The organism is Streptomyces griseus (genome assembly GCF_001715295.1).
GTDB lineage: Bacteria > Actinomycetota > Actinomycetes > Streptomycetales > Streptomycetaceae > Streptomyces > Streptomyces griseus_G.
In genome coordinates, this window is sequence record NZ_MDKB01000001.1 from 1,518,707 (window position 1) to 1,542,224 (window position 23,518).

Consider the following 23,518-nt stretch of genomic DNA (forward strand, 5'->3'; position numbering starts at 1 on the left):
GAGGACGAGTACATGGCGATGGACCGGAGACTTGACTGGCTCCTGGACGAACTCACCGGCCGGGTGGAGCACATACGGCACGCGCTCGTGCTGTCGAACGACGGACTCGTGACCGGAGCCAGCACGAGCCTGGCCCGGGAGGACGCGGAGCACCTGGCAGCGGTCTCCTCCGGTCTGCAGAGCCTGGCCCGAGGCTCGGGGCGGCACTTCGGAGCCGGAAGGGCGCGCCAGACGATGGTCGAGTTCGACGAGGCCCTGCTCTTCGTCACTGCGGCAGGGGACGGCAGCTGCCTGTGCGTCCTCAGCGCCGCGGAGGCCGACGTCGGCCAGGTGGCGTACGAGATGACACTCATGGTGAACCGGGTGGGAGAACACCTCGGTGTGGGCACACGGCAGGGCGCCGAGGGAACAGACCCCCTCTGACCGCTTCCACCTGGCCCTACGCGCCTGCCGTCGCAGTTGTCCACAGGCCACGCGGCGACCTCTCCCTCCGCGCTACCGTGATCACGGAGAGTCATCACAGATCATGGGGAGGACGTCATGGCGACCAGGGAAGTCACTCGCGCACGGACGGCCGACGGGCGGCGGGGACGAGCGGAAACACGTGACGGAACGCGACGTGCCGGGGACGCGGGGCCTGTCGGAGGTGCGGATGAGGCAGGGGGTGCCGGGCCGGCCGACCCGCCCGTGCCGAAGGCCGTGGCGCGGGGGAGCTCCCTGTCCTCGGTTCGCGCCGCTCAGGAGCTGGAACTGAAGCGCGGAGAATTCGAACTCGCACTGCATCTCGGCCTGATCGACGCCGAGTCCGCACCGGAGGGTCGACGGCCGAGGGTTCGCCGGGAGGAGATCGACCGGCTCCGCGCCACGCCGGGGTTTCCCGCCGCGCTGCGCGACCGGGTGCGCACGGCGGGGACGGCGGAGGGTGCCGCACTGCTGGGCATCAGCCCGGTCCGCTTCACCGGACTGGCCCGCATCGGGTGCGTGTCCCCGGTCGCCTTCTACCTCAACCGGTACCGCGCGGTGGTCTGGCTCTACCTCGTCGACGAGCTCCTCGCCTTCGCCGAGAAGGAGCCTGAGCTGCTCGCCGGTAGGAGCCCGGCCGGGATGCGGGTCATGCTGGAGGCCGGAACGGACTGGCGTGCGCGCAACTGGCGGGCACGCCGGATCGACAGGCTGCTGAGCCGGTCTCAGGACCCATGGGTCCGCGCGGCCCTCCAGGCGTCGGCCCTGGACCCGGTACAGCTCGCCGAGATGGTGGACGACCCCTACGAGCGGGCCTACCTTGCGCGGGTGCTGCCGTACCTTGCCGGCGGGCGCCCGGTCTCCGTACCGGGAAGAGAGGCCATGGGGCAGCTGATGCTCGCCGACGATCCGGACGAGATCCTCTGGCGGCGGGTCAACCTGTCGATGGAGCTGGACCTCGCGCGCGAGATTCGTCCTGCCCCCCGGCCTGGCGCCGGGACCGCGTTCCGGGCCGCACCGACGACGGTAGGGGCGGCCGGACGCGGTGATCGCGGGACCGGCAGCCCGCCCGGGGCGAGCAGTTCCTTTCCCGGTGCACCCGAGGGGGTCCGCTCCTTGCCGGGAGCTTCCGTCGTCCCGTCCCGCGTCCGCAGGGGGTGGCTCGCCCGGATCGGGCTGGGCGGATAGCGGGGCTGAGACCGTCAATCGGCTTGCGTGCGGCCGGGCCGACAGGCATCTTTGCCGCCATGCTGATCAGGAATGCCACAGCGGAGGACTGGCCCGCCATCTGGCCGTTCTTCCATGACATCGTCAGAGCGGGCGAGACGTTCACGTACCCCCTCGACCTCGGCGAGGAGGAGGCCCAGGGCTGGTGGCTCATCCCGGAACCCAGCCGCTCGGTCGTCGCGGTCGATGACGCGGGGACCGTCCTGGGCACGGCCAAGATGAACAGGAACCACATGGGCAACGGCTCGCACATCGCCAGCGCCAGCTACATGGTCGATCCCCGGCACTCCGGGCGGGGAGTGGGACGTGCGCTGTGCGAGTACACCCTGGACTGGGCGCGCGGGGCCGGTTACCGCGCCATGCAGTTCAACGCGGTGGTGGAGACCAACACCCCTGCGGTGCGGCTCTACCGCTCCCTGGGCTTCGAGGTGACCGGAACCCTCCCCGAGGGCTTCCACCACCCGACCGAGGGGTACGTGGGCCTGCACATCATGCACAAGGCTCTCTGAGTACACGACGGCCGGTCCGGGCGGTCCGGTACCGGATGGCGCGGTCCTCGCTCCCAAGGAGCACCGGCTGTCGGTTCGGAGCGCCGTCGGACCGATGCCATCCGGCCATCTTCTGCCGCGCTCCGACACGTCAGGTGGCCGTGCTCGGTGACGCCCTGTGGCGGGAACGTGCCGGACGGCTCGCGCGACGCCTGCCGGAACCGCCCGCCGCGCCGGCCCATCGCCGTCTCCAGGAGGTAACAAGGCCTGAAACGAGCGTGGTTGAGGTGGCAGGGACCCGTGGGGGTGGTGGGTGGGCAGGGAACCGGTGGCAGTACTGTGCGCCCCACCACCATTCTGGTGGCGCACCCCTCTGGAGGAAGAATCCATGACCGTACCCAGGAGTTCGTGGCGTGCCGCGGGAACGTTCGCGGCCGCCGCAGTTGCCGGTCTGGCGGGCGGAGTCCTCTTCGCCGGCCCGGCCGCAGCTCACACCCCCACCTGGGCCGTGACCTGCTCGCACGTAACCCTTGACCTGACGGCCTACTCGGACACGGCCACCAACAAGGTGACCGTCTCCGTGGTGGGCGGGGAGGACCTGCTCCCCACCACGACGTTCGGCCGCGCATACCGCACGGAGGTTCCGCTCCAGCTGCCGCCGCACGACAAGGAACTGACCGTCCGGCTCGTCGTCGAAGCGGGGGACGACGACAGGTTCTCCCGTGACCTGACAAAGACCGCCCCGGTCTGCGAGGAGGACGGTACCCCGTCGCCCACGCCGGCCGAGGAGACGCCCGCCCCGACCCCGAGCGCGGAACCGTCGGCCTCGCAGACCCCTGAGCCGAGCGGCAGCCCCACGGACAGCGCACCCGCCCCGGCCGGGTCGTCGGGCCCGGCGACACCGGATCTCGCAGAGACCGGGTCCTCGTCCACGACGCCCGTCATAGGCGGCGCGGCTGTCGCCGTGCTCCTCGCCGGTGGCGGCATCCTGTGGTCCGTACGCAAGCGCCGGGTCACGGGGCACTGACCCCCGCGCACCCCTGGCCCCCGGCGGGGTAACCGCGGGAGCCGGGCGGGGGTGTACGGCATCCTGTCCGGTGCGGTACACCCCCGTCGCGCGCGAACCCGGAGGCCGACGGACCACCCGGTCCGTCCCCGCACCGGGCTGCCGTGCCTCCGCGCGGCTCGACGCTCCGGCACCGGGCGACCGCGTCGAGGAGCGGGAGACTCGTCCGGCCGTCGGCACACCCGGTACCGGTGACGCGGCGGCGCGGGCAGGAACCGGGCATCAGGATTCCCCTCGAGGCCGCCGGTCCGCTTCAGGACCGGACGTTCCGCGGTCCCGCCCCACTGCCGAGCCCTCGGCCGAACCGGGGCGGCGGCGGAGCGAGGGCTCCGTCCGCCGCGAGGACTCGGTCACGCGCCCTGAGGAGATGACCCGGCCGGGGCACCCGACCTCGCCGCCCGTCGGTTGCGGCCGTCGCGCCGGTGGGCGGGACTGCCCCAGCGGTCCCACGGGCCCCGGGTCCCGGCCTCCGCGAGGCGGGTCGCAGAATGGCAGCAGGGAATTCCACCGGCTGACCGGAGCGCACTGATGAACGACGACGAGCCCGTCCTGCTGCACACCGAGGGTCGCACCCTGCGCATCCGGCTCAACCGGCCCCGGGCCCTGAACGCGCTCACCCACAGCATGGTCCGCATCATCCACGACGCCCTGACCGCGGCCGCCGGGGACGACACGATCACCGCCGTGGTCATCGACGGAGCCGGCGAGCGTGGACTGTGCGCGGGCGGTGACATCCGGTCGATCTACGAGGACGCCAGGGCGGGCCGACAGGCGTCCGTGGACTTCTGGCGCGACGAGTACCGGCTCAACGCCGGGATCGCCCGGTTCCCCAAACCGTACGTCGCGCTGATGGACGGCATCGTCATGGGAGGCGGCGTCGGTATCTCGGCCCACGGCGACGTCCGTGTCGTCACCGAACGCTCGAGCGTCGCCATGCCGGAGACCGGGATCGGATTCGTCCCCGACGTAGGGGGCACCTACCTCCTGGCCGCCGCACCCGGCGAGCTCGGCACCCACCTCGCGCTCACGGGGCTCGCGGTGAACGCTGCGGACGCCATCCTCTGCGGGCTGGCCGACCACTTCGTGCCCTCCCACCGCCTGGAGGACCTCACCCGTGCCCTCGCCGGCAGCGTCACGCCCACCGAGGTGACGGACACGGTGCTCGGATACGCGCAGAAGCCGCCGGCGGGGGAGCTCGCCACATCCCGCCGGTGGATCGACGACTGCTATGCCGCGGACACCGTCGAGGAGATCGTCGAGCGGCTCCTGGACAGCGGCCTGCCCGCGGCCAAGGAGGCCGCCGCCACGCTGATGACCCGCTCGCCCACCGCGCTCAAGGTCACTCTCGAGGCGGTACGCCGGGCGAGGGGGCTCAGCACCCTGGAAGCGGCGCTCGACCAGGAGTTCCGGGTTTCCTGCCGCGCCTTTGCCGGCCACGACCTGGTCGAGGGGGTGCGTGCCCAGATCATCGACAAGGACCGCAGCCCCCGCTGGGCGCCCGCTGAACCGGCCGGCGTCACCGACGCCGACGTCGCCCGGCACTTCGAGCCGCTCGGTGAGCGGGAACTCGGCCTGGCCGCCGGCTGACCCTTCCACCGGCCGGTTCGCGCCCCGAGTCCGGGTCGCGCCACCGGCCCGCCCGGCCTGTCACGAGCGTGCCGCCTCCAAGCGGTCCGCGGCCCTCTCCCAGGCTGACTCGTCCCCCCGCGGGCTGTAATGACGCAGCTCCTGGGTGCGTGCGACCAGTCGGCGCATGTCCGCCAGATTTCCGACCAGCCCGTGAGCTCGTGCCTGGAGCAGCACATTGCCGAGCGCGGTGGCCTCGGCGGGCCCTGCGGTGACCGGCACCCCCGTCGCGTCCGCGGTCCACTGGCACAGCAGCTCGTTACGCGAACCCCCGCCCACCAGATGGATCCGGGTCACCTCGCGGCCCGCCAGCCGGGCCGCCTCACGTAGCGTCCTGCGGTGGGCCAGCGCAAGGCTCTCCAGTACGCACCGTACGTATCCGCCCGGGCCGTCCGGCAGTGGCTGGCCCGTGCGCGTGAGCGCCTCGTCGATCCGTGACGGCATGTCACCGGGGGCCAGAAAGACCGGGTCGTCCGGGTCGACCACCGAGGCGAACGGCCGGGCACGCGCCGCGTCGGCGAGGAGCTCGGCCAGGCTCGGGGAGATGCCGTTTCGCTCCCAGGCACGACGGCACTCCTCGAGCAGCCACATCCCCATGATGTTGCGAAGGTAGCGGACCGTGCCGTCCACCCCGCGCTCGTTGGTGAAGTTCGCCGCCCTCGACTCCTCGGTGAGCACCGGCGCGTCCAGTTCGAGACCGGCCAGTGACCAGGTGCCGCACGAGACGTACGCGAACCCGGGTTCGAGGGCCGGGACCGCGGCCACCGCCGAGGCGGTGTCGTGCGAGGCGACCGTCGTCACCGGAGTACCCGCCCGCAGGCCGGTGAGTTCGGCGACGTGCGGCAGGAGCGTCCCCGCCTGCTCGCCCGGCTCCCGCAGCGGAGGGAAGAGGGAACGTTCCAGACCCAGCCGCTCGATCAGCGCGTCGGACCAGGTGCCCGAGCGGGCGTCGAGGAGCCCGGTGGTCGAGGCGTTGGTGACTTCCGCGCCCACCGTCCCCGTCAGCCAGTACACCAGCAGATCCGGTATCAGCAGCAGCGTCCGGGCCGTCGCCCACTGCGCGGTGGAACGGTGGGCGGTCAGCTGGAAGAGGGTGTTGAACGGCAGATGCTGGAGTCCGTTGACGCCGTACAGTTCCTGCGCGCCGAAGCCCGCGAGCACCTTCTCCGCTGCCGCCGCGTTCCGCCCGTCGCGGTAGTGGAACGGAATGCCGAGCAGTGTCCCCCCGGAGTCCAGCAGGCCGTAGTCGACGGCCCACGTGTCGACCCCCACCGAGGTGAGCGGCCCGCCGCGCGCCGCCGTGCGGAGTCCGTCGATGATCCCCTGGTACAGGGCGAGCACGTCCCAGCGCAGCCCGTCGGGGAGCCGCACCGGGGTGTTCGCGAACCGGTGCGCCTCGGTCAGCACCAGTGTGCCGGGACCCACCGCGGCGGTGATCACCCGGCCGCTGGTGGCACCGAGATCGACCGCGGCGAACACCGGGTCGTGTCGTGAAGTAGCAGACATGTCCATACATTCGGTCCGGGCGGGGTTGCGCCCCGCCGTTCAGGGAACGGCCTCAGGGTTGTCCCGCGTTTCCCGGTGGATCGGCGCGCGGCGTCGGACGCGGGGCATCGCTCGGCGGAGGGACGCCCGCGTACGGGATGTATGGGGGCGTTCCGACAGTGTGGCGAGATGCCGCGACTGCCGGCGCACACCCGCCGTGAAGTGCGGGACAGCCCTGGTGGGACGCGGGGGGAGCGCTCGTGGACTCAGCGCAGGAAGGCCGCCGCCACACCGGCGTCGACCGGGATGTGGAGCCCCGTGGTGTGTGTGAGGTCGCCACCGGTCAGCGCGAAGACGGCGTTGGCCACGTGCTCCGGCAGCACCTCGCGCTTGAGGAGGGTGCGCTGGGCGTAGAACTCCCCGAGCTCCTCCTCCTCGATGCCGTAGGTCGCCGCACGCTGGGCCCCCCACCCCGCGGCGAAGATCCCGGAGCCGCGCACCACACCGTCGGGGTTGACGCCGTTGACGCGGATCCCGTGCTCGCCGAGCTCGGCGGCCAGCAGCCTGACCTGGTGCGCCTGATCGGCCTTCGTGGCCGAGTACGCGATGTTGTTCGGCCCCGCGAACACGGCGTTCTTGGAGGCGATGTAGACGATGTCACCACCGAGCTTCTGCGCCCGCATCACCCGTGCCGCCTCGCGGGAGACCAGGAAGGAACCGCGCGCCATGATGTGGTGCTGCAGGTCCCAGTCCCGGGCGGTGGTCTCCAGCAGCGGCTTGGAGATGGAGATCCCGGCGTTGTTCACGACCAGGTCAACGCCGCCGAAGGCCAGCACCGCCGCCTCGAACGCATCCGTGATCTGCTCCTCGTCCGTCACGTCGACCGTGATCGCCACGGCCTTGTCCGTCCCGCCGAGTTCCTCGGCCACCGCCGCGGCGTTCTCCGCGTTCAGGTCCGCGACGACGACGCAGGCACCCTCCGCCACCAGCCGGTGTGCGATGGCCCTGCCGATGCCCGATCCGGCTCCGGTCACCAGGGCGACCCGGGTGGCCAGCGCCTTGGGAGCGGGCATCCGGCGAAGCTTCGCCTCCTCCAGTTCCCAGTACTCGATGCGGAACTTCTCGGATTCCTCGATCGGCGCGTACGAGGAGACGGCCTCGGCACCCCGCATCACGTTGATGGCGTTGAGGTAGAACTCCCCGGCCACCCGGGCCGTCTGCTTGTCCTTCCCGAACGAGAACATGCCGACACCCGGCACCAGCACGATCGCCGGGTCCGCGCCGCGCATCGCGGGCGAGCCGGCGGTGGCGTGACGTCCGTAGTACGCGCGGTACGCCTCCCGGTACTCCTCATGGAGCGCCTCGAGCCGGGTCACCGCTTCGTCCAGCTGTGCGTCGGCGGGCAGGTCCAGGACCAGCGGGCTGACCTTGGTACGGAGGAAATGGTCGGGGCAGGAGGTGCCGAGCGCGGCGAGGCGCGGGTGTGCGGCGCGCGAGAGGAAGTCCAGGACGGGCGGCGCGTCGGTGAAGTGCCCGACCTGCGGACGGTCCGTGGACGCCAGGCCGCGGATCACCGGGGCGAGGGCGGCGGCCCGCTTCCGGCGCGCCGCCTCCGGGAGGGGCTCGCGACCTGGGAGCACGGGCCCGAACGGCTCCGCCGAGCCCTGCTCCGCCAGGAAGGTCTCGGCGGTCCGGATCATCCAGAGCGCGTTGCGTTCGCACTCCTCGGAGGTGTCGCCCCAGGCCGTGATGCCGTGTCCACCCAGCACCACGCCGACGGCGCGCGGATTGGCCTCCTTCACGGCGGCGATGTCCAGGCCGAGCTGGAAGCCGGGCCGGCGCCAGCCGACCCAGGCGACCTTGTCGCCGAAGCACCGCGCGGTCAGCCTCTCGCCGTCGGCCGCGCACGCCAGAGCGATGCCCGAGTCCGGGTGCAGATGGTCGACGTGTGCCGCGTCGACGAGGGCGTGCATCGCCGTGTCGATCGACGGGGCCGCGCCTCCCTTGCCGTGGAGACAGTAGTCGAACGCCTGGACCATCTCGTCCTCGCGTTCCACCCCCGGGTACACGTCCTTGAGTGCGCGTACCCGGTCCAGCCGGAGCACGGCGAGCCCGGCCTCGGTCAGCGTGCCCAGATCGCCGCCCGAGCCCTTCACCCAGAGCAGTTCGGTCTCGCCGCCGGTGACCGGGTCGGTCTCCGAAGCCTTGGCTGAGGTGTTGCCGCCGGCGTAGTTGGTGTTGCGCGGGTCGGAGCCGATCCTGTGGGCGCGCTCCAGGAGCGCGGCGACTTCGGCGTGCGTCGCGGAGGTCATGAGGGGTCCTTCACGGTGGTGGGGCGGGCGGGTGTGCGGGACGTACGGTGCGGGAAGGGAGCTCAGGCGCCCCAGCCGGCCTGCTCGCCGCCGACCCGCTCGGCGGCGATGCGCTCCTGGTTACCGGAGGCGAGATAGGCGGCGAACGGGTCGCGGTGGAGGCCCAGTTCCTCGCGCACCTCGGCGAGCAGCGGCCGGACGTCGGTGTTGAAGGCGTCCATCAGCGCACCGTTGGCGGCCAGGACGTCGCCGGACCGCTGCGCCGCGGCCAGCGACTCGGTGTCGATGAGCAGCGCCTTCGCCGTGGCCTCCTGCACGTTGGTGACGGAGCGGATGACGGCCGGGATCTTGGCCTCGATGTTGTGGCACTGGTCGAGCATGAAGTTGACGTTGCTCTCGGCCTTCAGACCGCCGTTCTTGACGACCTCGTGCATGATGCGGAACAGCTGGAACGGGTCGGCGGCGCCTGCCATCAGGTCGTCGTCCGCGTAGAAGCGGGAGTTGAAGTCGAACGCGCCCAGTTTTCCCTCGCGCAGCAGGAAGGCCACGATGAACTCGATGTTGGTGCCCGGCGCGTGGTGGCCGGTGTCCACGACGACCTGTGCTTTGGGGCCGAGCTTGAGGCAGTGGGCGTACGAGGTGCCCCAGTCCGGCACGTCGGTGGCGTAGAACGCCGGCTCGAACAGTTTGTACTCCAGCAGCATCCGCTGATCGTCCCCGAGCCGTTCGTACACCTCGGCGAGAGCGTCCGCCAGCCGGTCCTGACGGCTCGCGATGTCGTCCTGGCCGGGGTAGTTGGTGCCGTCGGAGAACCACAGTTTGAGGTCGGGGGAGCCGGTGGCGTCCATGATGTCGACGCACTCGAGCAGGTGGTCGGTGGCCTTGCGCCGGACCGTGGGATCCGGGTGGGTGACCGAGCCCAGTCTGAAGTCGTCGTCCTGGAAGACGTTGGAGTTGATGGCGCCGATGCGCAGCCCCAGATCCTCCGCGTGCCGGGTGAGCGCGGTGTAGTCCTCGACCCTGTCCCACGGGATGTGCAGGGAGACCTTCGGTGCGACGCCGGTGTACCGGTGCACCTGAGCGGCGTCCGCCAGCTTCTCGAAGGGGTCGCGGGGGATTCCGGGCTGGGCGAAGACCTTGAAGCGGGTCCCGGAGTTTCCGTAACCCCAGGAAGGCGTCTCGATGAGCTGGGACTTCAGGGCTGCCTTGACGGCCGACACATCAGACATGAGCACCTCGTAAGCAGAGTCATCCGGCGACCGGTCAGGATCGGGGATGTGAATCGTTTCATCCGGACCGTACGCTAGGTTTCAGCTCTGTCGCTAGTCAAGCGGCCCGTCTGGTTCTTCTTGATTTGAATCAATTCACATCAGGCCTCCGCACAGAGTCCGGGACGGCTGCGCGGACGAGGTGGGGGGAGCCCCGGCCGCCCCGACACGCCGCGGCCCGCTCGACGAGCTCTTCCGGGGCCATGGACAGACACTGAGTGCGTGGGAAGGGCGCTTCGACACCACGCGCATCGCGAGGGGCAAACACCCCGGACCGCTCCAAGCGGCGGGCCCGTGGACGCCCGGCGACGCCGCCGGGCAGAGCTCCACTTCCTCGATCCGGTGCCCACCCGGCCCGTCCGCGACCGGGGGGCCCGCACAGACGCGAGGCCCTGGCGGCAGGGCTCCGGGCCTCAGGAGCTGACGGGAGATACCCCATGGAGAAGGTCTTCGAGCTGTACATCCGCACCACGCCCGAGCGACTCTGGGAGGCGATCACCGACCCCGAGATCAGAAGCAAGTACAACTTCGGCGCCCGCGTCACCTCCGACTGGACGCCGGGCTCGCACTTCGAGATGAGTGCCCCGGGGGCCGGTGGTCCACTCGGCGAGGGCCGGAACCTGGAGGTCGACCCGCCCCGCAGACTGGTCCAGAGCATGGTGGCCCTCTGGAGCGACGAGGTGAAGAGCGAAGGGCCGACCCGCGTCACGTGGGAGATCGAGCCCGTCGGCGACTCCTGCCGCCTGACCGTCACCCACGACGAGCTGCGCGAGGGCGCCGACGACCAGTTGTACGGCGGCTGGCCGATGGTCCTCTCCGGGCTGAAGACCTGGCTCGAGACGGGTGAGCTCCTGACGACACCCGGATCCCTGATGTACAGCGGTCAGTAGCCACTGCCGGGCGGTGGGTGATCCCCGCGCAGCCGGATCACCCACCGCGGCCCCCGCGCGGTTGCCCGAACGCATCCGCTCAGCGGTCCGAACCCGTCAGGCTCGGGCGCAGAGCCCGTACGGCGGCGAAGAGCCGTTCCTCGTTCCCCGCGAAGCCCGCGCTGCGCAGAGCCGCGTCCGCCTCCTCGATCGGGGAAGCCAGCAGCGGCATGTACAGAGGGGCGTCGGACGGTTCGGCCAGGGCGGCACGCGTCGCCTCCAGTAGACGGACGTACGCCTGGGCCGCGGCGATCTCGTCGTTGCGCATGTCAGCATCTCCCGCTCAGAGGTGTCGGACCGTCAAGCATCTCCCACGGGTCTGACAACGCGCCTTTCCCGCACCTGGAAGGCCTGCTCAGGCGGGCCCGCTCCGCCGCTCGGCCGACGGCGGTTCCACTTCCAGGAAGCGCCGCCGGCGCGGCCCCCGGTACATCAGTACCGTCCAGCCGAGCCGCCGCAGCACCGTCGTGCACCCGGCCAGCGCCCCTTCCTCCTCGTGGGCCGCTCCGCCGCCCGCTGGACCGACCCACTCGACCCGTACGGAACGGGGGGTCTCGCCCTCGCATACGCGGTAGCCCGTCACCGTCCGCCGTCCGGTCGGACCGACCGCGGAGGCGGAGATCCCGGCGGCCTCCAGAGCCAGCGCCACCGCCCGCACCGGCCGGCGCAGCTCCCACTCCGCGGGTACGCCTTCCGGGTCCGGGTGGCGCGCGTTCGTGAGCCGCCTGATCTGCATCATGCCCTCGAACGCCGCACGCACCGCACCCTCACGTCCGGTCCCCGGCACGGTCATGGCCGGCCCGTCCCCGGTCGCCGGATCGAACCCGCCGTCCCGCGACGTGTCCATGTGCCCCCTTCCCTCGCCCCTCCGCGTGCCAGTCTGCACCCGTCCACCGACAGCGGGGCCTCATGGAGCCGTACCCCGATAAACTCGCGCTCCCAGCACACACCGGAGGAAACGCGCACGTGCCCGACAACGATCCGATCGCCGCACCCGCCACCGACCGGGCCTCGCTGCGCGCCGACTGCGCGAACTGCTTCGGGCTGTGCTGCGTCGCGCTGACGCTGACCGCGTCCGCCGACTTCGCGATCGACAAGGACGCGGGTGAGCCGTGCCGCAACCTCCAGGACGACTTCCGTTGCGGCATACACACCCGGCTGCGGTCGGCGGGCTTCTCCGGGTGCACGGTGTACGACTGCTTCGGCGCCGGCCAGAAGGTCTCCCAGGAGACCTACGGCGGCACGGACTGGAGGCGCGCACCGGACACCGCTCCGCAGATGTTCGAGGTCTTCCCGGTGATGCGGCAGCTCCACGAACTCCTCTGGTACCTCACCGAAGCCCTCACACTGCCCGCCGCCGCACCCGTGCACGAGGAGCTCCGCGGCGCCCTGGCCGCCACCGAACGTCTCACGCGCGCCGACGCGGAGGAACTCGCCGCGCTGGACGTCTCCGCACACCGCGAGCAGGTCGCCGCACTGCTGCTGCGCACCAGTGAACTCGTGCGCAGCACGCTTCCCCGGGGCAGGAAGCGCGACAAGCGCGTCCGCCGGGGAGCCGATCTCATGGGCGCCCGCCTCGAGGACGCCGATCTGCGCGGCGCCGACCTGCGCGGGGCCTACCTCATCGCGGCCGACCTGAGGGGTGCCGACCTCCGCGGCGCCGACCTCATCGGCGCGGACTTCCGCGACGCCCAGCTCTCGGACGCCGACCTCACCGGGGCGCTCTTCGTCACCCAGACCCAGCTGAACGCGGCGAAGGGCAACACCGCCACCCAGCTGCCGCGGTCCCTGGCCCGGCCCACCCACTGGTCCGGCGCCGGGCCTGAGGCCGGCTGAGCGGTGTGCCGGGCGGCACCGGCACCGGTGGCCGCGAGGTCCGAGCCGCGTGCCTTCCGGCGTACTCCGGCGTGCGCCGGTGCTCCTCGACTGCGGCACGCCGGTGTTGTCGGCCTGACGAATCGGTTCTGCGGTCGGTGGCGCGGATGGGGACCTTCCGCCTGGGCACCTATGGGGTGAGAAACGGAACCCCAGCGCCTACTCGGAGGTGGTGGCCGTGCTGCACGGCGTCGATGTGAGCTCCCACCAGACCGACTTCGACACGGACGGGGTGGACTTCGTCTTCATCAAGGCCACCGAAGGCCGTTCGTACGTCAACCCGAGACTCGACGGACAGATCGCGCGGGCCAGGAAGGCCGGGTGCGTGGTCGGCTTCTACCACTTCCTCTGGCCCGGGAACGCCGAGCAGCAGGCCGCCTACTTCGTCGAGGGGACACCGGAGAAGCCGGGCGACCTGCTCGCCGCCGACTGGGAACGGACCGGCGACGGGACGCACGCGAGCAGCAAGGACAAGGACCGCTTCATCCGTGAGGTGAAACGTCTGAGGCCCCACCACCGCGTCCTCCTGTACTGCAACCGGTCGTTCTGGCGCACCTACGACACGAGCTCCTACGCGGGCGACGGACTCTGGATCGCCGACCACGTCACGGCCGGGGAGCCGCGCATCGAGGCGCGCTGGCGCGTGCACCAGTACACCGACACGCCGTTGGACAGGAACGTGGCCGACTTCTCCTCGCGGGATGCCATGCGCTCCTGGGGCGGCGCCTGACGAGGCACGTCAACGCGCGCGTCTCCGCCATCGGCCAATCGGGTGTCCTTTGCCAGCCGGTGGGGGAGCGCTGACGGGGATAGCGCGCGGTTCCGCCGAAGGGGGGTCCATCCTGGTCGCCGAGTCAGCATCCGGCCGTCGACCGAAGGAGTGCCGCAGTGACGACGAGGGGCCCCTCAACATCGGTGGAAGCCGATACCGCCTACGAGGACGAACTGCCCGTTCGGAGTCGTCGGCCGGGAAACGTGGTCGTCAAGTGGCTGACCACCACGGACCACAAGACGATCGGCACGCTCTACCTGACCACCTCGTTCGCCTTCTTCCTGTTCGGCGGCGTGCTGGCGCTCGTGATGCGCGCCGAACTCGCCCGTCCAGGCACGCAGTTGATGTCGAACGAGCAGTACAACCAGGCGTTCACGATGCACGGCACGATCATGCTGCTGATGTTCGCGACGCCGCTGTTCGCCGGCTTCGCGAACTGGATCATGCCGCTGCAGATCGGCGCGCCCGACGTGGCGTTCCCGCGGCTGAACATGTTCGCCTACTGGCTGTACCTCATCGGGTCGAGCATCGCGGTCTCCGGGTTCCTGACACCCCAGGGAGCCGCCGACTTCGGCTGGTTCGCCTACACGCCGCTGTCCGACGTGATCCGCTCACCCGGCGTCGGCGCCGATCTCTGGATCATGGGTCTGGCCTTCTCCGGGTTCGGCACGATCCTCGGTTCGGTCAACTTCATCACCACGATCATCTGCATGCGGGCCCCCGGCATGACGATGTTCCGTATGCCGATCTTCACGTGGAACGTCCTGCTGACCGCTGTCCTGGTCCTGCTCGCCTTCCCGGTCCTGGCCGGTGCGCTTCTCGCACTGGAGGTGGACCGCAAGTTCGGCGCACACATCTTCGACCCTGCCAACGGCGGCCCGTTGCTGTGGCAGCACCTCTTCTGGTTCTTCGGCCATCCGGAGGTGTACATCATCGCCCTGCCGTTCTTCGGGATCGTCTCCGAGATCATTCCGGTCTTCAGCCGGAAGCCGATCTTCGGTTATGTCGGTCTGATCAGTGCGACGATCGCCATCGCCGGCCTCTCGGTGACGGTGTGGGCGCACCACATGTTCGTCACGGGCGGAGTGCTGCTGCCGTTCTTCTCGTTCATGTCGTTCCTGATCGCCGTGCCGACCGGTGTGAAGTTCTTCAACTGGATCGGCACGATGTGGAAGGGGTCGTTGTCCTTCGAGACGCCGATGCTGTGGTCCATCGGCTTCCTCGTCACGTTCCTCTTCGGTGGCCTGACCGGCGTTCTTCTGGCCTCGCCGCCGATGGACTTCCACGTCTCCGATTCGTATTTCATCGTCGCGCACTTCCACTACACGGTGTTCGGCACCGTTGTCTTCGCCATGTTCGCCGGCTTCTACTTCTGGTGGCCCAAGTTCTCCGGCAAGATGCTCGACGAACGCCTGGGGAAGATGCATTTCTGGACGCTGTTCGTCGGATTCCACGGCACGTTCCTGGTCCAGCACTGGCTCGGTGCGGAAGGGATGCCGCGTCGTTACGCGGACTACCTCGCCGCCGACGGTTTCACCGCGCTGAACACCATCTCGACCATCTCCTCGTTCGTGCTGGGGCTGTCGATGCTGCCGTTCCTCTACAACGTGTGGAGGGCCACCCTGTACGGCAGGAAGGTCGAGGTCGACGACCCGTGGGGCTACGGCCGGTCGCTCGAATGGGCGACGTCGTGCCCGCCCCCGCGGCACAACTTCCTGACGCTGCCGCGGATCCGCTCCGAGTCCCCGGCGTTCGACCTCCATCACCCCGCGATCCGCGCCCTCGAGGAAGCGGTGACCCGCCCCGACGAGTCCGTCACGGTCGCGCCGGGTGACAAGCAGGTCTGAACGTCCGGTGGACGACGACCCCTTGAGAGGTGGACGGCATGAAGCGGGACGAGGAGACCGCGCGGGGCCTGGCCCAGGTGGAGGGCTACCTGCTCTGGAACGCCGAGGTCGATGAGGCCCGCCGCCAGGCAGGCCGCTTCACCGATCAGCTGCCGTGGCTCACCGCGGCCCAGCGCGAGGACGTCGAACGCGTCTACGTGACGGACCGGGTGGCGGTTTGCCGCGAGGCGCTCACGAGGATCGCGGGTCGGGCCACCGAACTCCGGGGTGAGTACACCGCACGGTACGAACGCCTTCGGGTGCGCTGTGTGGCCGCGTCCGTCATGACCGTGGGGGCGGTGAGCGGCGCCTGCGCGGCGGTGTCACTGATCAACCGGTGACATCCGTGAGGCCCTCGGGCCCGAGGGCCCGGGTGACGAGCCGCCGACGGACGGGCGCGCCGAGGACGCCCGGTGCTCTGCCGGGCTTCTGCGGAGGATGAGCGTACGGTCAGTGCCGGACCAGGCAGAACGGATGACCGGCAGGGTCCGCGTAGACGCGCCAGCCCCGCTCGTCCGGGCCGGCGTCCAGCAGCGTGGCGCCGAGGGCGAGCACCTGCTCCTGGGCGCGCTCCAGGTCGGCCATACCGAAGTCCTGATGGAACTGCTGGGGGCGGTCCGGGTCCGGCCATCGCGGGGCCCGGTGGTCCGCGACCCGCTGGAAGGCGAGGACGGTCCCGGCCGGTGTGTGCAGGGTCGCCCAGTCGGGGCCTAGGGACCACCGCCGGTCGGGCTGATCCACCTGTCCGCCGAGGACGGCCCCGTAGAAGGCGGCCAGCCGTGCCGGGTCGGGACAGTCCAGCACCACGCATTGCAGTTCGGCGATCACGCGGCTCATCCTACGAGGCCACCGAGGGGTCGGCCGACGAGAGAACGGTGACCGTACGTGCGACCGTCGGCGCACGGTCGCATCACGCCGCACCTGCTGCGCCGCGTGTCTCCACCGGGGCGTCCGGGCGTGCCCGAGGCAACGGTGCCGCAGCAGCCCTCTCACCGTGCCGGTGCGCCGACGCCGGGCACGGACCTGGTGGCGCTCGACTCGTCCGGGCCCGCCGGACGACCGACTCCGCCACGCGCACGAAACCGGCTGACGGCCGGGACGCAGCCGGCTGCGGGCCGGGGCGCGCACACCACCGACGGAACGAGGGCCGGACCCACCGGCAGGCTCGCGGCGGGGAGCAGATCCGTACGGTGCCCCGCGCACACCGTGTACCCGCGCCTCCGTCGTCCCGGTCCCTCGTGCAAGCGGCTCACCGTCAACTCGGGTGCCCGCGTGCCCGGCCCGGAAGCAGCCGGGGGCTGCTTCCGGGCCGGGCACGTGACAGGGAGACGTGACGGCCGGTACTCCCGGCCGGCGGGTCCTGACGGTCAGCCGCGCGACGGGTCGTCAGGGTCCCGGTCCGCGCCGAGCTGCTGGTGAAGCTTCTCCTGGCCGGTGTCGACGTGCTTGCTGTACTTGCCCTGCGTCCGTTCGTCGATCATGTCGCCGGCCTTGTCGACACCCTTCCCTGCCTGGTCCTCGTGGCCCTTCAGCATTTTCTTGATCTTGTCCATGGCGGACATGTCGGATCCTCCTCCGCTCGGCGTCCCCCTCGTCCAGGGTCTCCGCACACGGGGCGTACCGCATCCGCGAGGGCGCCTCGGCGTTTCCGGGGCGTGCGGGACGTGTGAAGGGCGCCCGGATGGGCAGATACCGGTGACCTGAGGAGGTGGTGGCCGTGGGCCGCATCCAGATCGTCCGCCGTCCCAGGCCCCCCGCGGGGCCGCCCCCGCCGGATCTGCGTACCCCGTCCGGACGCGTACTGCCGTACTGACTCCTCGTCCGCCCTCAGGACGCCCCGGCGGCCCGGGGGCGGGCGCGTGAGCGGTACCGGGCCCGCGAGGGGTCTGCGCGCGGCGAGCGTAAGCTTCGGACACATGATCGATCACTCGGGGCGCGCCTCGTCCGTCCGGCGGACGAACTGGGCCGGCAACATCTCGTTCGGCGCACGGCGCCTGCACACACCCGCCTCGGTGGCCGAGCTCCAGGACATCGTTGCCGCCGCCGGTACCGTGAGGGCGCTGGGCACCGGCCACTCCTTCAACACGATCGCCGACACCACCGGCGACCTCGTGTCCGTCGCGGGCCTGCCCCGGTCGATCGAGATCGACCGGGAGGCCGCCACCGCGACGGTCAGTGCCGGGCTGCGCTTCGGCGAGCTGACCGACACGCTCCACCGGAGCGGCTTCGCCCTGCACAATCTGGGCTCGTTGCCCCACATCTCGGTCGCGGGGGCCTGCGCGACCGGCACCCACGGATCCGGGGTCGGCAACCGTTCCCTGGCCGGGGCCGTCCGGGCGCTGGAACTCGTCACCGCGGACGGTGACGTGGTCACTCGGCAGCGAGGCGATCAGGACTTCGCAGGCGCGGTCGTCTCCCTGGGCGCGCTCGGAGTGGTGACCCGTGTGACCTTGGACCTCGTGCCCGCGTTCGACGTACAGCAGTGGGTCTACGAGGGGCTGCCGCGGGACGAGGTGATCGGCCGGTTCGACGCGGTGATGTCCGAGGCCTACAGCGTGAGTCTGTTCACCGGCTGGCGGGGCGATCCGGTCGATCAGGTGTGGCTCAAACGACGGCTCACGGGCGACGGGCCACTCGTCGCGCCGCGGCGCTGGCGGGGTGCGACGCTGGCCGGCGGGCCGCGGCATCCGGTCCCGGGCATGCCGGCCGGTCACTGCACGCAGCAGGGGGACGCCGGCCCCTGGCACGCACGGCTTCCCCACTTCAGGCTCGAGTTCACCCCCAGTAACGGGGAGGAGCTCCAGTCCGAGTACTTCGTAGCCCGGTCCGACGCCGTGGCGGCCTACGAGGCGCTGGAGCGGATCCGCGGAAGCTTCGCGCCGCTGCTGCAGATCGGCGAGATCCGCACCGTGGCCGCGGACGACCTGTGGCTCAGCCCGGCCCAGGGCGGCGACGCCGTGGCGTTCCACTTCACCTGGGTGCCCGACACGGCGGCCGTCACGCCCGTCCTCAGGAAGATCGAGGAGGCGCTGGCGCCCTTCGGAGCCAGGCCGCACTGGGGCAAGGTGTTCACCACGGAACCCGGCAGGCTGCGCGAGCTGTACCGGTACTACGCGGACTTCGAGGAGCTGATGACCAGGTTCGACCCCACGGGGACCTTCCGCAACGACTTCCTCGCCCACCACTTCCCGCTGGCCGGCTGAGGGAGGCGCGGCCCTTCAGGGCGGGCCGCGTCCCTCGCCCGGCCCGGGTGTCCGGTTCTCCCCCGGCGGCCGGGGTGAGAGGTCCTCGACGAGAGCCGCGAGTTGCTCGCACGCCAGTTCCGTCTCCCGGCGGATGTTGTTGTGTTCGGTGACGATCGCGGCCAGCAGAAGGGCGGTGAGGGCCACGCACCCGTTCAGGACGGTGAGGTTGAGCATGACCTCCAGCACGGTGTGGTCGGCGAACGGCCCCGCCCCGTCGGTTCCGGCGACGATCGCCATCACGGACATCAGCAGGGCACACGGTGCGCTGCCCGCCAGCTGGAAGCGCAGGGCGGCCCAGATCAGCACCGGGAAGAGCAGATAGATCATGGAAAGGGGGCTTCTCGTCGCCACGACCGTCACCCCGACCGCGACGACCGCCAGCGCGAGCGCCTCCCCCCACCGGTCCCCCCTGCGGGGCAGCCGCGCCGTGCGCAGGACGAGCAGCAACGGGGTGACCGTGAGCACGCCCATGGCGTCCCCGGCCCACCAGGCCGACCAGACCGGCCAGAACTCCAGGGACGGCAGATCGCCGCTCAGCGCCTGGACACCGACGCCTACGGTGGAACTGAGGACCATGCCTGCCATGGCCCCCAGGAACACCAGGAGGACACCGTCGCGCAGTCGGTCCAGTTCCTTGCGGAAGCCCACCGCCCGTAGGGCGAGATAGGAGCACAGCGGGGCCACGGTGCTCCCGACCGTGATTCCGGCACCCCCGAGCGTGAGACCGCCGCTGATCCAGACGACCATGAGCAGGGCGCCGACCGCGATCGCGGGAACGGCGCGGAGGCCCAGGTACAGCAGGGCCGCCAGGGCGATGCCGGTGGGCGGCCACAGCGGGGTGACGACCGAATTGCCCACCTCCAACTGCCGGAGCAGCCCGAGACGCCCGGAGCCGTAGTAGGCGGCCGTGATGCCCGCCATCTGCAGGACGACGAGGGCTCGGCGTCTGGTTTCCTCGCTGCGGATCACGCGTCTCATCAGACACCGCCCATGGCGGCGGGTGGCCGTGACACGCGGCAGGGGGCCCGTCTCACGAGGGGTCGCGCGGGGGGAGCGCCTCGTGGCGCAGGACCAGTACGGCGGCGTCGTCCTCGTGGCCGGTGCACACGGCGGCTTCGAGCAGTCGGTCCGCGAGTTCCTCGGCGGTGTCACCTACGTGGGAGCTCAACAGGCCTCTGACGCGCTCGAGTCCGTCGCCGATCGGCAGCGAGGGCCCCTCGATGACACCGTCGGTGAGCAGGACGAGCGCACCGTCCTCGGCGAGCGTGCGCCGGGTGACCGGATAGTGCTGACGGGGCGCGATGCCCAGGGGGAGTCCGCCCGCGTCCGCGGTGATCCCCGACCGGCCGTCGGCAGTGGCCCACACGCACGCCACGTGTCCGGCCCGGGCGCTCTCGACCTCCCGGCTGACGGGATCGATACGGAAGAACGAGCAGGTCGCGAAGAGGGCGGAGTCCATGGAGAGAATCAGGTCGTTCGTACGGGTCATCACCTCGCCGGGGTCCTTCGCCGTGCTCGCGAAGGCACGCATGGCGATGCGTATCTGCCCCATGAAGGCGGCCGCCTCGACGTCGTGACCCTGCACGTCCCCCACCGCCAGGGCGAGTGCCCCGCCGGGCAGCAGGAAGCCGTCGTACCAGTCGCCGCCGATGTCGAGACCGTCGCGTGCGGGGGCGTAGCGCGCGGCGGTCCGCAGTCCCGGAAAGACGGGCAGCGTGGCCGGGAGCATCTTGCGCTGCAGCGCCTGGGCCAGCTCGACCCGCGCCTGATGCAGACCCACTTCCTGCCGGGCGCGGGCCGTCAGGTGCTGCAGCGTGTTCAGCACGTCCTCGGCGCTGGCCGACCGGGGAGTACGACGCCGGTTCATGGGCCGCTCCGCGTTACGTCGATTTTCTGCATCCTATTTCGGCCACACGGGTCCGGCGAGCGCTGAGCGCGGCCCCGGAAAGCCGAGCACCGGTGGATCGCGGCTCCGGGAGAGGCGGGCGGGAGTCCCGCCCGTACGCGGACCGGGGGCCCGGGAAGCGCCCGTACGCGTGTCAGACCGCCCGGCTCAGAGAAGCCGTGAGACGCCCGAGCGTCCGCTGGAGCGCGACGATCTCCTCGACCGGCAGGCCCGTGGCCGCGAGGATCGTCCGGGGGACGGGCAGCGCGCGTTCGCGCAGAGCGGCTCCGGTGTCCGTGAGGTGGACGACCACCGACCGCTCGTCCTGGGCGCTGCGCTCCCGCCTGACCAGTCCGGCCGTCTCCAGCCTCTTGAGCAGGGGGGAGAGGGTCCCGGAGTCCAGATGGAGCCGCTCCCCGATCGCCCTGACCGGCAGGGGGCCGTGTTCCCACAGGACCATCATCGCGAGGTACTGCGGATAGGTCAGCCCGAGTTCCCGCAGCGCCTCCCGGTAGACGCCGCCGAAAGCCCGGGAGGCGGCCTGGAGCGAGAAGCACACCTGGTGGTCCAGGCGCAGCAGCTCGCTGTCCGGCAGACCGGCCGGGTCGGAGGAGTGGGGCGGTGATGACGTCATCCGCCCAGGGTAGCTCGCTTCCTGCAATAAGTTGTGCACAATTTAATTGTGTGCCATTCTCGTGGCGGTGACCGGCCCGCGGTCACCGCGTACGAGAGAAGGTCACCCATGGACGCGCTGTACACCGCTGCCGCCACCGCGAACGGCCGTGAGGGGCGGGCGGTGAGCTCGGACGGCCGTATCGACCTCGCGCTGGCGCTGCCGCCGGCTCTCGGCGGCAACGGCGAGGGAACCAACCCCGAGCAGCTCTTCGCCGCCGGGTACGCCGCCTGTTTCGCCAGCGCGATGAGCTCGGTCGCCCGGGAGATGAAGGTCGACGCCAAGGACGTCGCCGTGACCGCGGAGGTCTCGATCGGCAAGGACGACACGGGCTTCGGCCTCGCCGTCGTCATGCGTGTCGAGCTGCCCGAGGCGCTCGAGGGGGAGACCGGCCGCCGCCTGGTGGAGGCGACCCACGCCTACTGCCCCTACTCCAAGGCCACCCGGGGCAACATAGACGTCGAACTCGTCATCGAGTAGCCGTCGTGGTCCCCTCGGCGGCTGGGCCGAGGGGACCGGTGCGGCCCAGTGGGACAGGAGCCCCGCAACCTCCGGCAGCGGCCGGGCCCGCGGCCATGGAGACGGCACTCCGGCCTCCGGGCCGCACTCCTTCGACGTCGTCCTCACCCGGTCGGGTGTCCCGCGGCGCGGCAACCGGTCTTCCCGGTGCCTCCGCCCGGTCACCGGGCCCCTCCCTTCGCAGGTCCGGCGGGGAACGCGTAGACTCGGCCGCCGTTTCCGCCGACCGGCGGGCACCAACCGACGAAGAGGCAGTTCGACGTGAGTTTCGCAGACAGCACCGAGGCGCCGATCTACGCCGGCCTTGTCGAGGAGCAGGGTGACGTACCGGCCGAGGTGCGGCGGGTGGCGGAGGAAACCCTGCGGGAGGTGGACCGCGTCCTCGACTTCAGCTCGATGCGCAGGCCGGCCGCGGTCCGGTAGGCGCGGCGACTCCGGTCCGGCGCCGTAAGCCGCCCGCAGCACCCCTGCCACCCGCTCGGAGGACAGCGTGACCATCAGCCTGCACCGCTCGGCAACCGTCCTGTTCCAGGGTGACAGCATCACCGAGGTAGGCCGGCTGTCGGAACCGGACAACCCCCTGGGGCACGGCTACGTACGGCTGGCGGCCGACCGTGTCCGGGCGGCGCGGCCGGACAGCGGCATCACCTTCGTCAACCGGGGAGTCGGCGGCGACCGTGTGTCGGACCTGTGCGCCCGGTGGCGCGAGGACGCCCTCGACCTCAAGCCGGACGTGGTGTCCGTACTGATCGGTGTCAACGACACGTGGTGCCGCTATCGCGCGGGCGAGGTCACCTCGCAGCGGTCCTACGAGGACGACTACCGCGCCCTGCTCACCGCGGTCCGGGAGCGTCCGGACGCACAACTCGTCCTCGTCGAGCCCTTCCTGATCCCGGTCACGGAGGAGCAGTGGGGCTGGCGCGAGGACCTCGACCCCAGGATCCACACCGTCAGGCGGCTGGCCGAGGAGTTCGACGCCGCTCTGCTGGCCGCGGACGGCCTGCTCAACCAGGCCGCGCGCACCGCCGGGAGCCCTGAGCGCATCGCCGGCGACGGAGTCCACCCGACCCCGCTCGGCCACAGGCTGCTGGCCGAGGCGTGGACGGCACTGGCCGGCCTGTAGCGACCGCCGACCCGCCGGACGCGGACAGCGCGCGAGGCCGAGCGGCCCGGGGTCCGGTGCCGCGAGCCCACGGACAGGAACCTACGCACATGTGCAAGCGGTGCCCGACCGATTTCGGCCAGAACGGGCACCGGCTCGTGCCGCGCTCCGACGCGAGGCGCCCTGCGCCCTGCGGGACCCCGGCCTTCCCGCGTCCGACCTCGCCCTGTCGTTCCCCCCGAAGCGCTTGCGAGCATCGGTGCCGTCATCGTCCGAGCTTTCATGCAATTGCATCCGGAATTGCATGACGGGTGCGATCAAGGGGTAGCCGTTCACCCGGCCCCCGTCCTGGCGTGCGTCAGGGCCCTCGCTCGTGGAAGCCGTAAAGGAATGGACGCGATGCAGCACTTCGAGAACGGCGTACCCGCCAACTCCCTGACCGGGGTGGAATGGACGAAGAGTCATCACAGCAACCCCAGTGGGAACTGCGTGGAGATGGCCCAGCTGCCCGGCGGAGAGGTGGCCGTACGCAACTCCAGGCACCCCGACGGGCCGGCGCTCGTGTACACCCCGGAGGAAGTGCGTGCCTTCCTCGCGGGCGTCAGGGACGGCGACTTCGACCGCATGATCGGCTGAAAGCGCACCGGCACCTTCCCCGTACCCCCTCCCCGGGAGGGTGCCTGATGGCAGACTGGCGT

At 71.1% G+C, this 23,518-nt stretch carries 25 protein-coding genes; 15 read left to right on the forward strand and 10 right to left on the reverse strand.

Annotated features, from left to right (window positions below):
• The first annotated feature begins 12 nt into the window (after positions 1-12).
• The 5 genes from BA175_RS06045 to BA175_RS06065 all read left to right on the forward strand — a co-directional run bounded on the left by BA175_RS06045 (position 13) and on the right by BA175_RS06065 (position 4,830).
• Positions 13-423, forward strand: a complete 411-nt coding sequence (locus BA175_RS06045) for a roadblock/LC7 domain-containing protein (protein WP_069170150.1) — start codon at positions 13-15, stop codon at positions 421-423.
• 117 nt (positions 424-540) lie between these two features.
• Positions 541-1,650 (forward strand): DUF6397 family protein, encoded by a 1,110-nt coding sequence (locus BA175_RS06050; protein WP_254667813.1) that lies wholly within the window; start codon positions 541-543, stop codon positions 1,648-1,650.
• Positions 1,651-1,709: 59 nt separating this feature from the next.
• A complete protein-coding gene (locus BA175_RS06055) occupies positions 1,710-2,198 on the forward strand; it encodes a GNAT family N-acetyltransferase (protein WP_069170152.1) in 489 nt (162 codons plus the stop codon).
• Between the two features lie 367 nt (positions 2,199-2,565).
• The gene (locus BA175_RS06060) at positions 2,566-3,204 is read left to right on the forward strand and encodes an LAETG motif-containing sortase-dependent surface protein (RefSeq protein WP_069170153.1); all 639 of its coding nucleotides are present in this window, start codon (positions 2,566-2,568) and stop codon (positions 3,202-3,204) included.
• Positions 3,205-3,771: 567 nt separating this feature from the next.
• Positions 3,772-4,830: an enoyl-CoA hydratase/isomerase family protein gene (locus BA175_RS06065; protein ID WP_069170154.1), complete on the forward strand. Its 1,059-nt coding sequence runs from the start codon at positions 3,772-3,774 to the stop codon at positions 4,828-4,830.
• A 60-nt stretch (positions 4,831-4,890) separates the two neighbouring features.
• Here BA175_RS06065 and BA175_RS06070 read toward each other — a convergent pair whose 3' ends face one another.
• The 3 genes from BA175_RS06070 to rhaI all read right to left on the reverse strand — a co-directional run bounded on the left by BA175_RS06070 (position 4,891) and on the right by rhaI (position 9,895).
• The gene (locus BA175_RS06070) at positions 4,891-6,375 is read right to left on the reverse strand and encodes a rhamnulokinase (protein ID WP_069170358.1); all 1,485 of its coding nucleotides are present in this window, start codon (positions 6,373-6,375) and stop codon (positions 4,891-4,893) included.
• Between the two features lie 245 nt (positions 6,376-6,620).
• Positions 6,621-8,666, reverse strand: coding sequence for a bifunctional rhamnulose-1-phosphate aldolase/short-chain dehydrogenase (locus BA175_RS06075; protein ID WP_069170155.1), 2,046 nt, complete (start codon positions 8,664-8,666; stop codon positions 6,621-6,623).
• A 62-nt stretch (positions 8,667-8,728) separates the two neighbouring features.
• Entirely contained in the window at positions 8,729-9,895 is a 1,167-nt protein-coding gene (gene rhaI, locus BA175_RS06080) for an L-rhamnose isomerase (RefSeq protein WP_069170156.1), read from the reverse strand.
• Positions 9,896-10,371: 476 nt separating this feature from the next.
• Here rhaI and BA175_RS31635 point away from each other — a divergent pair, with 476 nt between their 5' ends.
• On the forward strand, positions 10,372-10,824 hold the full coding sequence (locus BA175_RS31635; RefSeq protein WP_254667814.1) for an SRPBCC family protein: 453 nt from the start codon (positions 10,372-10,374) through the stop codon (positions 10,822-10,824).
• A gap of 79 nt (positions 10,825-10,903) precedes the next feature.
• Here BA175_RS31635 and BA175_RS06090 read toward each other — a convergent pair whose 3' ends face one another.
• The gene (locus BA175_RS06090; protein ID WP_069170157.1) at positions 10,904-11,131 is read right to left on the reverse strand and encodes a hypothetical protein; all 228 of its coding nucleotides are present in this window, start codon (positions 11,129-11,131) and stop codon (positions 10,904-10,906) included.
• Positions 11,132-11,218: 87 nt separating this feature from the next.
• The gene (locus BA175_RS06095; protein ID WP_069170158.1) at positions 11,219-11,710 is read right to left on the reverse strand and encodes a hypothetical protein; all 492 of its coding nucleotides are present in this window, start codon (positions 11,708-11,710) and stop codon (positions 11,219-11,221) included.
• A gap of 119 nt (positions 11,711-11,829) precedes the next feature.
• On the opposite strand from BA175_RS06095, the gene BA175_RS06100 reads away from it, so the two are divergent.
• The 4 genes from BA175_RS06100 to BA175_RS06115 all read left to right on the forward strand — a co-directional run bounded on the left by BA175_RS06100 (position 11,830) and on the right by BA175_RS06115 (position 15,737).
• Positions 11,830-12,699, forward strand: a complete 870-nt coding sequence (locus BA175_RS06100) for a pentapeptide repeat-containing protein (RefSeq protein ID WP_069170159.1) — start codon at positions 11,830-11,832, stop codon at positions 12,697-12,699.
• A 217-nt stretch (positions 12,700-12,916) separates the two neighbouring features.
• On the forward strand, positions 12,917-13,468 hold the full coding sequence (locus BA175_RS06105; RefSeq protein ID WP_069170359.1) for a glycoside hydrolase family 25 protein: 552 nt from the start codon (positions 12,917-12,919) through the stop codon (positions 13,466-13,468).
• A 158-nt stretch (positions 13,469-13,626) separates the two neighbouring features.
• Complete coding sequence (gene ctaD / locus BA175_RS06110; RefSeq protein WP_069170160.1) at positions 13,627-15,357, forward strand: aa3-type cytochrome oxidase subunit I; 1,731 nt, start codon at positions 13,627-13,629, stop codon at positions 15,355-15,357.
• Positions 15,358-15,395: 38 nt separating this feature from the next.
• Positions 15,396-15,737, forward strand: a complete 342-nt coding sequence (locus BA175_RS06115; protein ID WP_069170161.1) for a hypothetical protein — start codon at positions 15,396-15,398, stop codon at positions 15,735-15,737.
• Between the two features lie 109 nt (positions 15,738-15,846).
• Here the strand turns inward: BA175_RS06115 and BA175_RS06120 are convergent, their stop codons facing one another.
• On the reverse strand, positions 15,847-16,224 hold the full coding sequence (locus tag BA175_RS06120) for a VOC family protein (protein WP_069170162.1): 378 nt from the start codon (positions 16,222-16,224) through the stop codon (positions 15,847-15,849).
• 539 nt (positions 16,225-16,763) lie between these two features.
• Complete coding sequence (locus BA175_RS06125) at positions 16,764-16,958, reverse strand: antitoxin (protein WP_069170163.1); 195 nt, start codon at positions 16,956-16,958, stop codon at positions 16,764-16,766.
• Between the two features lie 354 nt (positions 16,959-17,312).
• Between BA175_RS06125 and BA175_RS06130 the strand changes: the two genes are divergently transcribed.
• Positions 17,313-18,599, forward strand: coding sequence for an FAD-binding protein (locus tag BA175_RS06130; protein ID WP_069170164.1), 1,287 nt, complete (start codon positions 17,313-17,315; stop codon positions 18,597-18,599).
• Between the two features lie 15 nt (positions 18,600-18,614).
• Here BA175_RS06130 and BA175_RS06135 read toward each other — a convergent pair whose 3' ends face one another.
• The 3 genes from BA175_RS06135 to BA175_RS06145 all read right to left on the reverse strand — a co-directional run bounded on the left by BA175_RS06135 (position 18,615) and on the right by BA175_RS06145 (position 21,160).
• Positions 18,615-19,610, reverse strand: a complete 996-nt coding sequence (locus tag BA175_RS06135) for an MASE1 domain-containing protein (protein WP_069170165.1) — start codon at positions 19,608-19,610, stop codon at positions 18,615-18,617.
• A gap of 61 nt (positions 19,611-19,671) precedes the next feature.
• The gene (locus BA175_RS06140) at positions 19,672-20,508 is read right to left on the reverse strand and encodes a PP2C family protein-serine/threonine phosphatase (RefSeq protein WP_069170166.1); all 837 of its coding nucleotides are present in this window, start codon (positions 20,506-20,508) and stop codon (positions 19,672-19,674) included.
• A gap of 172 nt (positions 20,509-20,680) precedes the next feature.
• Positions 20,681-21,160 (reverse strand): MarR family winged helix-turn-helix transcriptional regulator, encoded by a 480-nt coding sequence (locus BA175_RS06145; protein WP_069170167.1) that lies wholly within the window; start codon positions 21,158-21,160, stop codon positions 20,681-20,683.
• 108 nt (positions 21,161-21,268) lie between these two features.
• On the opposite strand from BA175_RS06145, the gene BA175_RS06150 reads away from it, so the two are divergent.
• From BA175_RS06150 to BA175_RS06160, 4 genes are all read left to right on the forward strand, one after another.
• A complete protein-coding gene (locus BA175_RS06150; RefSeq protein WP_069170168.1) occupies positions 21,269-21,679 on the forward strand; it encodes an organic hydroperoxide resistance protein in 411 nt (136 codons plus the stop codon).
• A 300-nt stretch (positions 21,680-21,979) separates the two neighbouring features.
• Positions 21,980-22,141, forward strand: coding sequence for a hypothetical protein (locus BA175_RS31070; protein WP_175420750.1), 162 nt, complete (start codon positions 21,980-21,982; stop codon positions 22,139-22,141).
• Positions 22,142-22,208: 67 nt separating this feature from the next.
• Positions 22,209-22,841, forward strand: a complete 633-nt coding sequence (locus BA175_RS06155; protein WP_069170169.1) for an SGNH/GDSL hydrolase family protein — start codon at positions 22,209-22,211, stop codon at positions 22,839-22,841.
• A gap of 378 nt (positions 22,842-23,219) precedes the next feature.
• Positions 23,220-23,456, forward strand: coding sequence for a DUF397 domain-containing protein (locus BA175_RS06160; protein ID WP_069170360.1), 237 nt, complete (start codon positions 23,220-23,222; stop codon positions 23,454-23,456).
• Positions 23,457-23,518: the final 62 nt, after the last annotated feature.

Bases quoted from the DNA above. Each gene is read 5' to 3' on its own strand.
- BA175_RS06045 (WP_069170150.1), top strand. From the start codon at position 13: ATGGCGATGGACCGGAGACTTGACTGGCTCCTGGACGAACTCACCGGC.
- BA175_RS06050 (WP_254667813.1), top strand. From the start codon at position 541: ATGGCGACCAGGGAAGTCACTCGCGCACGGACGGCCGACGGGCGGCGG.
- BA175_RS06055 (WP_069170152.1), top strand. From the start codon at position 1,710: ATGCTGATCAGGAATGCCACAGCGGAGGACTGGCCCGCCATCTGGCCG.
- BA175_RS06060 (WP_069170153.1), top strand. From the start codon at position 2,566: ATGACCGTACCCAGGAGTTCGTGGCGTGCCGCGGGAACGTTCGCGGCC.
- BA175_RS06065 (WP_069170154.1), top strand. From the start codon at position 3,772: ATGAACGACGACGAGCCCGTCCTGCTGCACACCGAGGGTCGCACCCTG.
- BA175_RS06070 (WP_069170358.1), bottom strand. From the start codon at position 6,375: ATGTCTGCTACTTCACGACACGACCCGGTGTTCGCCGCGGTCGATCTC.
- BA175_RS06075 (WP_069170155.1), bottom strand. From the start codon at position 8,666: ATGACCTCCGCGACGCACGCCGAAGTCGCCGCGCTCCTGGAGCGCGCC.
- rhaI (WP_069170156.1), bottom strand. From the start codon at position 9,895: ATGTCTGATGTGTCGGCCGTCAAGGCAGCCCTGAAGTCCCAGCTCATC.
- BA175_RS31635 (WP_254667814.1), top strand. From the start codon at position 10,372: ATGGAGAAGGTCTTCGAGCTGTACATCCGCACCACGCCCGAGCGACTC.
- BA175_RS06090 (WP_069170157.1), bottom strand. From the start codon at position 11,131: ATGCGCAACGACGAGATCGCCGCGGCCCAGGCGTACGTCCGTCTACTG.
- BA175_RS06095 (WP_069170158.1), bottom strand. From the start codon at position 11,710: ATGGACACGTCGCGGGACGGCGGGTTCGATCCGGCGACCGGGGACGGG.
- BA175_RS06115 (WP_069170161.1), top strand. From the start codon at position 15,396: ATGAAGCGGGACGAGGAGACCGCGCGGGGCCTGGCCCAGGTGGAGGGC.
- BA175_RS06125 (WP_069170163.1), bottom strand. From the start codon at position 16,958: ATGTCCGCCATGGACAAGATCAAGAAAATGCTGAAGGGCCACGAGGAC.
- BA175_RS06130 (WP_069170164.1), top strand. From the start codon at position 17,313: ATGATCGATCACTCGGGGCGCGCCTCGTCCGTCCGGCGGACGAACTGG.
- BA175_RS06140 (WP_069170166.1), bottom strand. From the start codon at position 20,508: ATGAACCGGCGTCGTACTCCCCGGTCGGCCAGCGCCGAGGACGTGCTG.
- BA175_RS06145 (WP_069170167.1), bottom strand. From the start codon at position 21,160: ATGACGTCATCACCGCCCCACTCCTCCGACCCGGCCGGTCTGCCGGAC.
- BA175_RS06150 (WP_069170168.1), top strand. From the start codon at position 21,269: ATGGACGCGCTGTACACCGCTGCCGCCACCGCGAACGGCCGTGAGGGG.
- BA175_RS06160 (WP_069170360.1), top strand. From the start codon at position 23,220: ATGCAGCACTTCGAGAACGGCGTACCCGCCAACTCCCTGACCGGGGTG.